The organism is Staphylococcus arlettae (assembly GCF_025560845.1).
GTDB lineage: Bacteria > Bacillota > Bacilli > Staphylococcales > Staphylococcaceae > Staphylococcus > Staphylococcus arlettae.
This window is the reverse complement of the sequence record NZ_CP094803.1, coordinates 2,150,665-2,164,638: the sequence shown is the minus strand read 5'-3', so window position 1 is coordinate 2,164,638 and position 13,974 is coordinate 2,150,665. Positions and strand designations below refer to the sequence as shown.

The 13,974-nt window shown below is 34.0% G+C and carries 12 protein-coding genes; 10 read left to right on the top strand and 2 right to left on the bottom strand.

Going from position 1 to position 13,974, the window contains the following annotated elements; translation table 11 throughout:
- Positions 1-40: 40 nt before the first annotated feature.
- From norA to MUA37_RS10535, 10 genes are all read left to right on the top strand, one after another.
- Positions 41-1,207 carry a multidrug efflux MFS transporter NorA gene (norA, locus tag MUA37_RS10580; protein WP_107377706.1) on the top strand — a complete coding sequence of 389 codons (1,167 nt, stop codon included), beginning with the start codon at positions 41-43 and terminating at the stop codon, positions 1,205-1,207.
- Between the two features lie 304 nt (positions 1,208-1,511).
- A complete protein-coding gene (locus MUA37_RS10575) occupies positions 1,512-2,255 on the top strand; it encodes a hypothetical protein (protein ID WP_002508918.1) in 744 nt (247 codons plus the stop codon).
- A 148-nt stretch (positions 2,256-2,403) separates the two neighbouring features.
- The gene (galU, locus tag MUA37_RS10570; protein WP_002508917.1) at positions 2,404-3,276 is read left to right on the top strand and encodes a UTP--glucose-1-phosphate uridylyltransferase GalU; all 873 of its coding nucleotides are present in this window, start codon (positions 2,404-2,406) and stop codon (positions 3,274-3,276) included.
- A gap of 255 nt (positions 3,277-3,531) precedes the next feature.
- Positions 3,532-4,290: a DeoR/GlpR family DNA-binding transcription regulator gene (locus MUA37_RS10565; RefSeq protein WP_262624580.1), complete on the top strand. Its 759-nt coding sequence runs from the start codon at positions 3,532-3,534 to the stop codon at positions 4,288-4,290.
- Complete coding sequence (pfkB, locus tag MUA37_RS10560) at positions 4,287-5,210, top strand: 1-phosphofructokinase (protein WP_262624579.1); 924 nt, start codon at positions 4,287-4,289, stop codon at positions 5,208-5,210. The genes MUA37_RS10565 and pfkB overlap by 4 nt, the downstream gene beginning before the upstream one ends.
- Before the next feature lie 2 nt (positions 5,211-5,212).
- The gene (locus MUA37_RS10555; RefSeq protein WP_002508914.1) at positions 5,213-7,162 is read left to right on the top strand and encodes a PTS fructose transporter subunit IIABC; all 1,950 of its coding nucleotides are present in this window, start codon (positions 5,213-5,215) and stop codon (positions 7,160-7,162) included.
- Positions 7,163-7,390: 228 nt separating this feature from the next.
- The gene (gene nagA / locus MUA37_RS10550; protein ID WP_002508913.1) at positions 7,391-8,551 is read left to right on the top strand and encodes an N-acetylglucosamine-6-phosphate deacetylase; all 1,161 of its coding nucleotides are present in this window, start codon (positions 7,391-7,393) and stop codon (positions 8,549-8,551) included.
- 242 nt (positions 8,552-8,793) lie between these two features.
- Positions 8,794-10,140 carry a hemolysin family protein gene (locus MUA37_RS10545; RefSeq protein WP_002508912.1) on the top strand — a complete coding sequence of 449 codons (1,347 nt, stop codon included), beginning with the start codon at positions 8,794-8,796 and terminating at the stop codon, positions 10,138-10,140.
- Positions 10,141-10,293: 153 nt separating this feature from the next.
- On the top strand, positions 10,294-11,133 hold the full coding sequence (locus MUA37_RS10540) for an aldo/keto reductase (RefSeq protein WP_262624578.1): 840 nt from the start codon (positions 10,294-10,296) through the stop codon (positions 11,131-11,133).
- Between the two features lie 320 nt (positions 11,134-11,453).
- Positions 11,454-12,500, top strand: a complete 1,047-nt coding sequence (locus MUA37_RS10535) for a glycosyltransferase family 2 protein (protein ID WP_262624577.1) — start codon at positions 11,454-11,456, stop codon at positions 12,498-12,500.
- Positions 12,501-12,641: 141 nt separating this feature from the next.
- Here the strand turns inward: MUA37_RS10535 and MUA37_RS10530 are convergent, their stop codons facing one another.
- On the bottom strand, positions 12,642-12,893 hold the full coding sequence (locus MUA37_RS10530; RefSeq protein ID WP_002508909.1) for a GlsB/YeaQ/YmgE family stress response membrane protein: 252 nt from the start codon (positions 12,891-12,893) through the stop codon (positions 12,642-12,644).
- Positions 12,894-12,953: 60 nt separating this feature from the next.
- On the bottom strand, positions 12,954-13,550 hold the full coding sequence (locus MUA37_RS10525) for a hypothetical protein (protein WP_002508908.1): 597 nt from the start codon (positions 13,548-13,550) through the stop codon (positions 12,954-12,956).
- Positions 13,551-13,974: the final 424 nt, after the last annotated feature.

Sequence of the window (13,974 nt, the reverse complement as noted above, 5' to 3'; positions counted from 1 at the left end):
AAAGTGAGTTGCATTTCATATGCAAAAAGGAGGGTGAATAATGAATAGACAGTTTTATGTTTTATATTTTAATATCTTTTTAGTTTTCTTAGGTATAGGTTTAGTAGTCCCTGTTTTACCTGTATATTTAAAAGATCTAGGTTTAAAAGGTAGTGACTTAGGTATTTTAGTCGCTGTATTCGCGTTAGCACAAATGATTATTTCACCTTTTGGTGGTACATTAGCAGATAAGTTAGGAAAGAAACTTATAATTTGTATTGGGTTATTCTTATTTGCAATTTCTGAGTTTTTATTTGCAGTAAGTCATACATTTGAGTTGCTTATTATTTCAAGAGTGTTAGGTGGATTTAGTGCTGGTATGGTAATGCCAGGTGTTACAGGTATGATTGCGGATATCTCACCTTCTTCAGATAAAGCGAAAAACTTTGGTTACATGTCTGCGATTATCAATTCAGGTTTTATTTTAGGTCCAGGTATTGGTGGATTTTTGGCAGAATTTTCACATCGCTTACCGTTTTATGTAGCAGGTGTGAGCGGTTTAGTAGCTTTAATACTTTCTATAGTATTTATTCACAATCCGAAAAAAGCAACCACAGATGGTTTTACAAAATATCAGCCGGAGCTGTTGTCGAAAATTAATTGGAAAGTGTTCTTAACACCGATAATTCTTACTCTAGTATTGGCATTTGGGCTTTCATCTTTTGAAACGTTATTCCCATTATATACTGCAGATAAAGCACATTATTCGCCTTTAGATATTTCAATAGCTATTACTGGTGGTGGGATATTTGGTGCAGTATTCCAAGTCTTTTTCTTCGATAAATTTATGAAATACTTTAGTGAGTTAACTTTTATCACATATGCACTCATTTATTCAGCAATTATATTAGCTGCGCTAACACTAACAAATAGTTATTGGGCAATTATGGTAGTCAGCTTTGTAGTGTTTATTGGTTTTGATATGATACGACCTGCCATAACTAATTATTTTTCAAACATTGCAGGTGATCGGCAAGGTTTCGCTGGAGGATTGAACTCCACATTTACTAGTATGGGGAACTTTATCGGTCCATTAGTTGCAGGAACTTTGTATGATATTAATTTTGAATTTCCAATTTACATGGCTGTTTTAGTTATGATTATAGGCATTATTGTAATTCGAATAGAAAAAGTATTGAGAGTTAGACGTAATAGGAAAGCTAGTTAGAAAAGTAATATTATAAAAGGAACTAACAGATAAGGGATGCATTCTTAACTGTTAGCAAATTATATAGTAAAAACACTGTAGCAAATCGCTACAGTGTTTTTTTGATGTAGATAGCTGTGCTGTGAATTATCAGAATATTGGCCATTATAACTACTATGTGACAAAGATGTTAATCATAGCCAGTGAATTTATTAATATTGTTACAGAGATTACATTTATTTTAAGTTGCATTCTATATAACTTTTTAAATATCATTTTATGCTAATATAAATATAAATAAAACATACTAAAGAAAGGAGCGTTTATGAAAAATTTAATATTAAGCATTGTAGCTGTTATGCTTGCCTGTTTTCTAGCGTTCCTTCTTTTTATAGCTACTAACCAACAAGCGTTAGTAAAAGTTCACGAAACGATTTCGAACTTTTCAACATTTGATAATGTAGCGAAAGGTAAAACATTGATAAATACAGATGAAAACCATTCTGCGAAGGCTGCAATTACAGGTGACAAAGCTGAAGAAAAACCCTATAATGCTAAAGATTATGTACCTATTGCCGAAGAAAGTTCTCATGATGCTAGTAATAAAAAAGTGGCACAAGCTAACTTGCCGTCGTTTAATGTAGCATTAAAAGCTGCTCAAGAAAAAGTGAATAATAATAATAACTCACAAAACGAATACAATGATTACGCTATCGACAACACTTGTCAGGGGGCGTATTATTATATTTTTACATTCAAAAATGCTAAGAAACCACATAGTTTTTATAGAGTAACAGTTGATAAGCATGAAAATGCTGTAATATTTGATGATGCATATAAACCAGTGCCACAAGATGAAGCTCGAAAACCAAATGTGTCAGCACAAGAATCTGAGGTCATCGCGCAAAAATATGCAACAGATCATTTTACCCAAACACCACGATTAGAAAAAGTTAAAGAAGCTAAACAAGGAATGCTATATGTTTTTGTTGATGTACAAACTAAAAAAGAGCTGAAATTAGTAATTACTAAGTCTGGAAAAATTATTACACAACCAGCGCTAAAATAGTATAAACAAAATAAAAATGTTATGATTCACATAAGTTGTGTTAACGACTTATGTGAATTTTTTTGTTTTGTTTATAAATAACTAAAGCAGGTTATCATTATTATAATAATAGATGTAAATGAGTACTTTGATGAAAAGGATGAACGTTGTGAAACAGATAAAGAAAGCAATTATACCAGCAGCAGGTCTAGGCACTCGATTTTTGCCTGCAACTAAAGCAATGCCTAAAGAAATGTTACCTATATTAGATAAACCAACAATCCAATACATAGTTGAAGAAGCGGCACGTGCCGGCATTGAAGATATTATTATTGTTACCGGTAAACATAAACGTGCAATAGAAGATCATTTTGATAATCAAAAAGAACTAGAGATGATATTAGAATCAAAAGGAAAAAATGAATTGTTAGAGAAAGTTAAATATTCAACTGAACTTGCTAATATTTTCTATGTAAGACAAAAAGAACAAAAAGGACTTGGTCATGCCATATACTCCGCACGTCAATTTATTGGTGATGAACCCTTCGCAGTCTTATTAGGTGATGATATTGTTGAATCTGATACACCAGCAATAAAACAATTGATGGATATTTATGATGCTACAGGTAATTCTGTTATTGGAGTTCAAGAAGTGCCAGAAGATGAAACACATCGTTATGGTATTGTAAAACCATGCGCGCAACAACAACGTAGATATGAAGTTGAACAATTCGTTGAAAAGCCGAAAGCTGGCTCAGCACCTTCCAATTTAGCTATAATGGGACGTTATGTCTTAACAGCTGATATCTTTAGTTATTTAGAAACTCAAGGTGAAGGTGCCGGTGGTGAAATACAATTGACGGATGCGATTGAGCGTTTAAACAAAGATACACAAGTTTATGCTTATGATTTTGAGGGTGATCGTTACGATGTTGGTGAAAAACTAGGTTTTGTCAAAACGACAATCGAATTCGCGTTAAAAGATGCATCAATGCAAGATGATTTAAAGGCATTTTTAAAAACTTTAGAGCTTGAAAATTGAAAATGTGCTACATCGTAATTCTAGAAAAGTGACATTACTTACAATGTCAGACTTAATTACAAAAGAGGCGATACAATCAACGATATAGGTTGATTGTATCGCCTCTTTTTTAGTTAATAACATTCGTAAACGGCACATATGACTGAAAACGTTCAAAATTAAAGTTAAATTTGATTGTTTTTGAATGAAAATGATAAAAAATGATTGATTTAAGAAACCGTATACATTATAATATAGCGAAGATGAGGTGAAACGATGATTACAGAAAAGCGTCATGAATTAATTTTACGTGAACTTTCTAAACGAGAGTTTTTGTCATTACAAGAATTAGTCGAAAGAATTGGTTGTAGTACATCTACAATCCGCCGAGATTTATCAAAACTCCAAGCTATTGGTAAATTAACAAGGGTTCATGGAGGAGCAAAACTGAATCAATCCGTTGTATTAGAGCCGAATTTAACAGACAAAAGACGACAAAATTTGGAAGAAAAACAAGAAATTGGCAGATTTGCTGCTACTTTCATTCAAGATAACGATTGCGTGTTTTTAGATGCTGGATCGACAACGCTCGAAATGATTCCTTACATTGAAGCGTCTGATATAACAGTGGTGACTAATGGGTTAACACATATAGAAGAATTATTAAAACATGGAATTAACACATTGACACTAGGTGGTGAGGTGAAACCTACCACTTTTGCCACAGTAGGTCCTAATGCGTTAGCGTCTTTACAACGTTACCGTTTTGACAAAGCTTTTATAGGCATGAATGGTATTGATTTAAAGTATGGGCTGACAACACCAGATGAGCAAGAAGGTTTGATCAAACGAGAAGCTATGAATTATGGCTTGAATACATTTATTGTGGCCGATACTTCGAAATTCCATAAAGTGTACTTTGCACATGTTCCAATGGTAAATGAGGCAACAATTTTAACCTCACATGCAGTTTTACAATTAGAAACATACGAAATGTTTTCACAACATTACCGAATTTTAGGAGGCACAAGATGATTTATACAGTGACATTCAATCCTTCCATTGATTACATAATGTTTGCTGATGATTTTAATCTTAATCAATTGAATCGGACATCAGCGACTTATAAATTTGCGGGAGGTAAAGGTATTAATGTATCTAGAGTATTGAAAACACTAGATGTGCAATCAACAGCTTTAGGATTTGTTGGTGGGTTTCCTGGTGCCTTTATTACAAATACCTTACATCAGCAAAACATTGCTACAGACTTTGTTGAAATTGCTGATGATACACGTATTAACGTGAAATTAAAAACAGGTACTGAGACAGAAATTAATGCGCCTGGTCCCAATATTACGCAACAACAATTTCAAGATTTACTGACTAAAATAGGACAAACTACACCGCAAGATATAGTTGTAGTAGCAGGTAGTATACCTAAAAGTGTTCCTGCAGATGCATATCAACAAATCGCTGCATTGACACGAAAAACAGGAGCACAATTAGTGGTGGACGCTGAAAAAGATTTGGTGGAGTCAGTGTTATCTTATGAACCATTATTCATTAAACCGAACAAAGATGAATTAGAAGTGATGTTTAATACTACGATTAATTCAGATGAAGAAGTAGTGAAATATGGTAAAGAAATTTTAGTGCGTGGGGCACAATCAGTAATCATTTCACTTGGTGGTGCAGGAGCTATATACATTGATAAGTCACAAAGTTTAAAAGCAACTGTACCAAACGGTAATGTTATTAATACTGTTGGCTCGGGAGACAGCACAGTAGCAGGTATGGTTGCAGGATTAAATCAAGGATTGGCTATTGAATCGGCATTCAAACAAGCAGTTTCAGCAGGTACTGCAACAGCATTTACTGAGGATTTAGCACAACAACAAGCAATATTAGATATTAAGCAACAAGTCGTCATTAGTAAGATAGATGGGAGTGAATAATTATGAGAATCACCGAGTTATTAACATTAGATACAATAGCGATGGATGTCGAAGCAACAAATAAAAATGGGGTTATCGATGAACTAGTAAACCAATTAAATCAAGCAGGTAAATTGAATGATGTCGAAGCATATAAAGAAGCTATTCATCAACGTGAAGGTCAAAGTACAACAGGAATTGGTGAAGGGATAGCTATTCCGCACGCAAAGGTTGCGGCTGTTGAGACACCAGCAATCGCTTTTGGTAAATCTAAAGCAGGTATAGACTACCAAAGTTTAGATATGCAACCGGCACATCTCTTCTTTATGATTGCAGCACCAGAAGGTGGCGCGCAAACACATTTGGATGCTTTAGCTAAATTGTCTGGTATTTTAATGGATGAACAAGTTCGAGCAGATTTATTAGCTGCTGAAACACCCGAAGAAGTACAAGCAATTATTAATAAAGCTGATGATGAAGCTGTAGAAGATGAAGAAGAGAATGATAGTGCTGCAACAACTACCGATGAGGAAGTGGCTGAAGATACTCCATATATTTTGGCAGTAACAGCTTGTCCTACAGGTATAGCACATACTTATATGGCACGCGATGCTCTGAAAAAGCAAGCGAACCAAATGGGTGTGAAAATGAAAGTAGAAACGAATGGTTCTGGAGGTATCAAGAATCATTTAACAGATGAAGATATTAACAAAGCTACTGGTATTATTGTAGCAGCCGATGTTCATGTTGAAACAGATCGTTTTGCAGGCAAAAATGTAGTTGAAGTACCTGTAGCAGATGGTATAAAACGACCAGAAGAATTGATTAATATGGCACAAGATGATTCACGCCAACCATTTGTGGCTAAAAACACTAACAGTCAACAATCAACAGAGAAATCAACTGAAAAGCAAGGCGTTGGGAAAACAATTTATAAACACTTAATGAATGGTGTTTCTAATATGTTGCCATTAGTTATTTCTGGTGGTATTTTGATGGCAATTGTATTCCTATTTGGTGCGAATTCATTTGACCCGAAAAGTGGAGATCATAACGCTTTTGCAGAACAATTATGGAATATAGGTAAAAACAGTGCTTTTGCCTTAATTATCCCTATTTTATCTGGTTATATTGCACGTAGTATTGCTGATAAACCTGGTTTTGCGGCTGGTTTAGTAGGTGGTATGCTTGCTATTTCTGGTGATTCAGGGTTTATCGGTGGTATTTTAGCAGGTTTCTTAGCAGGTTATTTAACACAAGGTGTGAAAAAATTAGTAAGTGGTTTACCACAAGCATTAGAAGGTTTGAAACCGACATTAATTTATCCATTACTTTCAGTGACAGCTACAGGATTACTAATGATTTATGTTATTAATCCACCTGCATCTGGATTGAATAACTTATTGTTAAATGGATTAAACAGTCTTTCAGGAGCGAATATTGTATTACTTGGTTTAGTTATTGGTGCAATGATGGCCATTGATATGGGTGGACCATTCAATAAAGCAGCATATGTATTTGCAACTGCTGCATTAACAGAAGGTAATACTGCTCCAATAACTGCAGCTATGATTGGTGGAATGGTACCTCCTATGGCTATCGCAACAGCTATGCTCTTATTTAGAAAGAAATTTACGAAAGAACAAAAAGCTTCTATTGCGCCTAACTATATTATGGGCTTATCTTTTATTACTGAAGGTGCAATCCCATTTGCAGCTGCAGATCCGCTACGTGTAATACCTTCAATGATGGTAGGTTCTGGTGTTGCAGGAGCCATTTCACTTGGTCTAGGATCAGCAATTCAAGCGCCTCATGGAGGTATTATTGTTATGTTAGCTACAGACTTTGGTCATGTAGTGCAATCATTAATAGCTCTAATTATAGGTGCGCTTATAGGGGCAATAATGTATGGCTTGTTGAAAGCAAAACCAACTGAAAATGAATTAAATGCTTTACAAGAGACAAATGACTAATTGGCAGACGTAAGCTATTAAACTATTTTGTTCGAAGTAGCTCTGTTATATAAATAAGTTAAGTAAGGAATTAAAGAAGTAGGGAAATCAGGTAAGTTATTCTTGATTTTTAACCTACTTCTTTTTTATGCTTTAATAAATGTATATATTATTCACGGTGAACGATTTCATGTAGAATATAAGTGATAGTGAAAAAACAATAATAAACAAATAAAGAAGGTTTGAATGTTGGAAAATTACGTTATTACAAATGGGACAATTTATACAGAGACTGGTGTTATTGAACACGGACATATTGAAGTAGCACACGGCAAAATTAAGCATGTAAGTAAAGGGGACTATCAAGGACAACTACCGACTATTGATGCCCAATTTAATCATATATTACCAGGTTTTATTGATATTCATATTCATGGTGGATATGGAGAAGACGCAATGGATGCATCTGCAAAAGGTTTAACACATTTAGCAACTTCGTTATTAGCAGAAGGCACAACAAGCTTTCTAGCTACGACTATGACTCAGTCTGATGACAACGTGACTCAGGCTTTGAAAGTTATTGCACAATATATCGATAATCAAGACGATAACAGTGCTGCAGAGATTGTAGGTATCCATTTAGAAGGGCCATTTATTTCAGAAGATAAAGTGGGAGCACAAAATCCTAAATATGTACAACGACCATCAATCGACAAAATTAAATATTTTCAACAACTAGCACAACAAAATATAAAGATTATTACTTTTGCTCCAGAAGTTGCAGGTGCAAGTGACACACTTAGTGCATTACATGATGATATTATCTTCTCTATTGGACATACGACTGCGACATTTGATGAAGTCAATGAGGCACAACAACTAGGAGCACGACATGTGACACATCTTTATAATGCAGGGACGCCGTTTGAACATCGTCAACCGGGGCTGTTTGGAGCTGCTTGGACTAATGATCAGTTGCGTACTGAACTCATTGTAGATGGTATTCATGCACACCCTGCAGCTGTGAATATTGCGCTTAGACAAAAAGGAATAGAGCGTTTTTATCTTATTACTGACGCGATGCGAGCTAAAGGAATGCCTGACGGAACTTATGATCTCGGTGGTCAAGATGTCATCGTCCGAGGTTCAGAAGCACGTTTAGCTTCAGGAGCGTTGGCAGGAAGTATTTTAAAAATGAATGAAGGACTCAAAAATTTAATGTCATTCACACAGCGTACATTAAATGAATTATGGCGTGTTACGAGTTTAAATCAAGCGCTAGCTTTAAATCTTGCACACCGTAAAGGTAGTATTCAACATGGCAAGGACGCAGATTTAGTTATTGTAAATTCTAACATCGAAGTGCTTACAACTATTAAAAAAGGTACCGTCCACGAATTTAATAAGTAACTTACAATGTTAGATTGAATATGAATAAACTTAAATTGAAAATATATTGAATTCTAAGCTCATGATTACAATTGACACTTACCTTGTGATAAAATGTAGACTATACGTCAATTTTTAGGGAGGTGTCACAATGGGAAGGATCTAAAGTTATCTAAGAATGCATTACAACTATATTTAACATACACGGCCACCTATTGTGGCACGTAAAATTTGGAGGTGAATCCCTAGAAATAGGGAATTAATTGGAAACAGTACCCATAATGAACTTAATTATATTCTTTCTACTAATCGCATTAACTACAGTCTTCGTAGGTTCGGAGTTTGCATTGGTGAAAGTAAGAGCCACTCGAATAGAACAACTTGCATCAGAAGGTAATGGTGGCGCTAAAGTTGTTAAAAAAATGATTGAAAAACTAGATTATTATTTATCAGCTTGTCAACTTGGTATCACGGTAACTTCATTAGGACTTGGTTGGTTAGGTGAACCTACTTTTGATAAATTGTTACATCCGTTATTCGAACTAATGCAATTACCGGAAGCATTGACGACGACAATTTCATTTATCGTAGCATTTATTATTGTTACTTATTTACACGTAGTATTAGGGGAGTTAGCTCCAAAAACATTAGCGATACAACACACTGAAAAAATTGCATTAATTTATGCACGCCCATTATATTATTTTGGCGTTATCATGAAACCATTAATTTGGTTAATGAATGGTTCAGCTCGTGTCATTATTCGTATGTTTGGTGTAGATCCAGATGCGAACAATGATGCTATGTCAGAAGATGAAATTAAAATCATCATTAATAATTCTTATAATGGTGGTGAAATTAACCAGACTGAATTAGCATATATGCAAAATATTTTTTCTTTTGATGAAAGACACGCTAAAGATATTATGGTTCCACGTACACAGATGGTAACTTTAAATGAACCATTTAATTTGGATGAATTGTTAGAAACATTAAAAGAACATCAATTTACACGTTATCCAATAACTGAAGATGGTGATAAAGACCACGTTAAAGGCTTTATTAATGTTAAAGAGTTATTAACCGAATACGCATCAGGAAAAGCAATAAACGCAAGTGACTTTGTACATGAACTGCCTATGATTTCAGAAACAACACGCATTAGTGATGCATTGGTTCGTATGCAAAGAGAACATGTGCATATTAGTTTGATTATTGATGAATATGGTGGAACTGCTGGTATTTTAACAATGGAAGATATCTTGGAAGAAATTGTGGGTGAAATTCGCGACGAATTTGATGATGATGAAGTTAACGATATTGTGAAGAAAAATGACGAAACTTACCAAATTAATGGCCGCGTATTACTAGATGATTTAAACGAACAGTTCGATATTGAATTTGAAGATTCGGAAGATATAGATACAATAGGCGGTTGGCTACAAGCACACAATACTAACTTGCAACAAAATGATTATGTCGATACTGAATATGATCGATGGATTATCTCAGAAATTGAAAATCATCAAATTATTTCTGTAATTTTAAAAATAGAATATAATCAAGAGCGAAAAACACCTGAGGAATTAGAAGAAGAAACCGACGATTAATAGTTAACGTTTATTAAATCACATATTTAAGTGATTTAATAAACGTTTTTTTATTTGTAATTTATAGAAGATGGTTAAAATTTTAAAAATAAGGCAATAGAGAATTATTAACACTATTAAATATAGCAACATAACCATGAGAGGAGTTATACAATGGAGAATGATGTTTATTATTTAAACAATGGTTACCCAATGCCTAAAATTGGACTAGGTGTATATAAAATTACTGACAATGAAATGGCAACAGCAATTGAAAGTGCCTTAGAAGTTGGTTATCGTGCATTTGACACTGCCTACCTGTATGACAATGAAGTGGCGTTAGGACGCGTATTAAAGCAGTCAGAAATAGCAAGAGATTCCTTATTTATTACATCGAAACTATGGAATGATTATCAAGGTTTTGAAAGTACGTTAGAACAATTTAATCAATCATTAGAACGCTTAGGTACAGATTATTTAGACTTATATTTAATTCATTGGCCATGTGCTGAAGATGATTTATTTATAGAGAGCTATAAAGCTTTAGAACAATTATATGAAGAAGGTAAGGTACTTGCCATTGGTGTTTGTAATTTTACTAAAGAACATTTGGAGAAATTAATGGATGCAACTGACATTGTGCCAGCAGTGAATCAAGTAGAAGTGCACCCGTATTTTAATCAACAACAATTACAAGATTTTTGTGATGACAACGACATTGCTGTTACTGCATGGATGCCACTAATGCGTAATAGAGGGTTATTGGATGATCCAGTTATTGTAGAGATAGCGAAACGTTATAATAAAACCCCAGCACAAGTTGTTTTGCGTTGGCATTTAGCCCACAATAGATTGATTATCCCAAAATCTAAAACACCTGAACGTATTGAAGAAAATTTCAATATTTTTGATTTTAATTTAGAAGTTACTGATATTGCGGAAATTGACGCATTAAATCGCAATGATCGCCAAGGTCATGATCCTGATTCAGTTAAAATAGGTACATTACGTTAACTTAATGTCGCATCATACATTACTTGGAAGTGTGATATAAAGGTTTTTAGTTCATTTATTTAAGAATACTTGGTAATATAAAGTTACAAATTATATTTTAACGAAAAGTATATATCCCACTACTTAAAATAGTATTTTAAGCAGATACTAATTGCTTAATTATCCCCGTTATTAGTAATTAAATTAAATAACAAGTAATTTTATAAGCACTTTATTAACTAGGCATTAAGATTGTGTAAATTTAATTGTTTGTTATGGAATCATGCGATTTATTATTGATAAAGTGGAAGAGAAGTAATTGGAATGAAGGTGTTGATGAGATGAATATTAGAGTTATAGTACCTTGTTATAATGAAGGTGAAGTTATACTAAAAACATATCAACGATTAACTGAAGTGTTATTAAATGACAGTATACGTCATGATTATAAATATGATATTTTATTTGTCGATGATGGAAGTAAAGATGCAACAATCAATTATATTCAAGATGCGGCACAAAAAGATAATCATGTAAAATTTATTTCTTTTAGTAGAAATTTTGGTAAAGAATCTGCGATGATAGCAGGTTTTCAACATAGTAAATCGTGTGATGCAGTCATTATGATTGATGCAGATTTGCAACATCCACCAGAGCTTATCCCTCAAATGGTTGACGGTTATATGGATGGTTATGATCAAGTAGTTGCTAAGCGTAACAGAGAGGGTGAAAAGGAATCACGTAAGTTACTCACGCGCTGTTATTATAAAATGATCAACTACTTTGTTGAGGATATCAAATTAGAAGATGGTATTGGCGATTTTCGTTTGTTAAGCCAACGCGCAGTTAACTCCATGGCTTCATTGGAAGAATATAACCGTTTCTCTAAAGGTTTATATGAATGGATTGGTTATAATACTAAAGTCTTCACTTATGACAATGTAGAGCGTGAAGACGGTGAATCTAAGTGGTCTTTCAGTAAGTTACTCAATTATGGAATTGATGGCTTGATTTCGTTTAATAATAAGCCATTGCGTGCCATGATTTATTTAGGGCTGTTTATTTCTTTTGTGAGTGTATTATATATTCTATTTGTCTTCGCAGGTATTGTTTTAAATGGTATCGAAACACCAGGTTATTTCTCAACGATTGCAGCCATCTTATTATTAGGAGGTATTCAATTAATATCAATTGGCATTGTTGGGGAGTATATAGGGCGCATCTATTATGAAGTTAAACAACGTCCGAAATATATTGTATTAGCGACGAATATTGAAAGTGATGAAGCTGATAAAGCTGATGTCAAACATGCTAACCAAATGCATCATGAGGAATTGAACCAAAGCATAGAAGAAAAAACACAGCGGTCGTTACTAAAAAATAGATAATTAGTTTTCAGTGAGTAGATAAGATCTAGTATTTTAACTCAACACAAAAGCAGCTAACTCATAGTAAAACTATGGGCTAGCTGCTTTATCATGTTACAAACATAAAAAGATGATGTTAGGTGTTATCATCTTCCTATTAATTTATTTTTTACGTAGTTTACCAACGACAAATGATACGATTGCTACTAAAATGATTGTACCAATCAATGCAGGGAAAATGGCAATGCCGCCTAAATGCCAACCCCAGTCACCAAGTAACCAAGAACCAAGTGCTGAACCTACGATACCTGCAATGATATTACCTAAAATACCACCGGGTATATCTTTACCTACAATGCCACCAGCTATCCAGCCGATTAAACCACCGACGATTAACATTAGTATAAATCCCATGACTAAGAGCCTCCTTCTAACAAAATTTAACAGTCTATCTATACCACAAAAATAAATCAATTAATCATTTTGTTTAGAAAAAATATTTTGCCAAAATATAAATGCAATAAATACAATGTAAATAATTAAAAATGCATACCAGTATGGTGTTAATAAAGTCATTAAGATAAAGGACATTATGAGCATAAGGTTACCAATTAAAATTGGACGTTTAATTTTATTAATAAGTTTAAAGTGCATTTGTTCTTCTGGTTGAAATGTACTGTAAAATAAAAATATTGCACCTATAAGGGCTATGGCTGGTGCTAAATAAGGAATAGACATGTAGTAAGAATCATGACTAGTGCTATATGTAAGAATAGTTGATGTACTTAAAATAATAGTAAGTACCACCGCAATAAACTTTTGTTCTTTGATTACAAACACATCTACTACGCGATTAATATAAAGTTGCAATAATGTCCATGCTAAAAATAACAAAATTGTAAAAAAGGAAATATAATCATATTCGCCTACTATAAATAAATTAATAAGACCATTAATAGTGAGTGCAATGAGAACAGAGCTATACTTTAGTTGTTTGAAATTCTGGCGATAGAGGTCAATACCAAGAATGACAACTGTCGCAATAATGTTGATGATAATAGATATTAGCATTTTGGTCTCCTTACATTTTACTTCATTGCAACATTATACCAATTAATAATGTGTTAAGCATTTAATAACATTTGATATGTTAAAATTTTGTAAATTTCAGTGGCATTGAAGAAATAGGCAATAGCAAAGTTTCTGACATTATTGGCAGTTTTTGGTGCACGCTTTCCGCGGGCCCTGCCTCAGCCTGTAGTCTTCGACAAGTGCTATTCCCGCAGGAGTCGGCCCAAAGCACTGCCAATATAATAGAAATTGCTTAGGAGAAACTAATATCTAAAGTTTATTTATTGCCAATACGCCAAGAGCTATCGGTAATGACTCCAACTTTATTGGCGGTTTTTGGTGCACGCTTTCCGCGGGCCCTGCCTCAGCCTGTAGTCTTCGGCAAGTGCTATTCCCGCAGGAGTCGGCCCAAAGCACTGCCAAT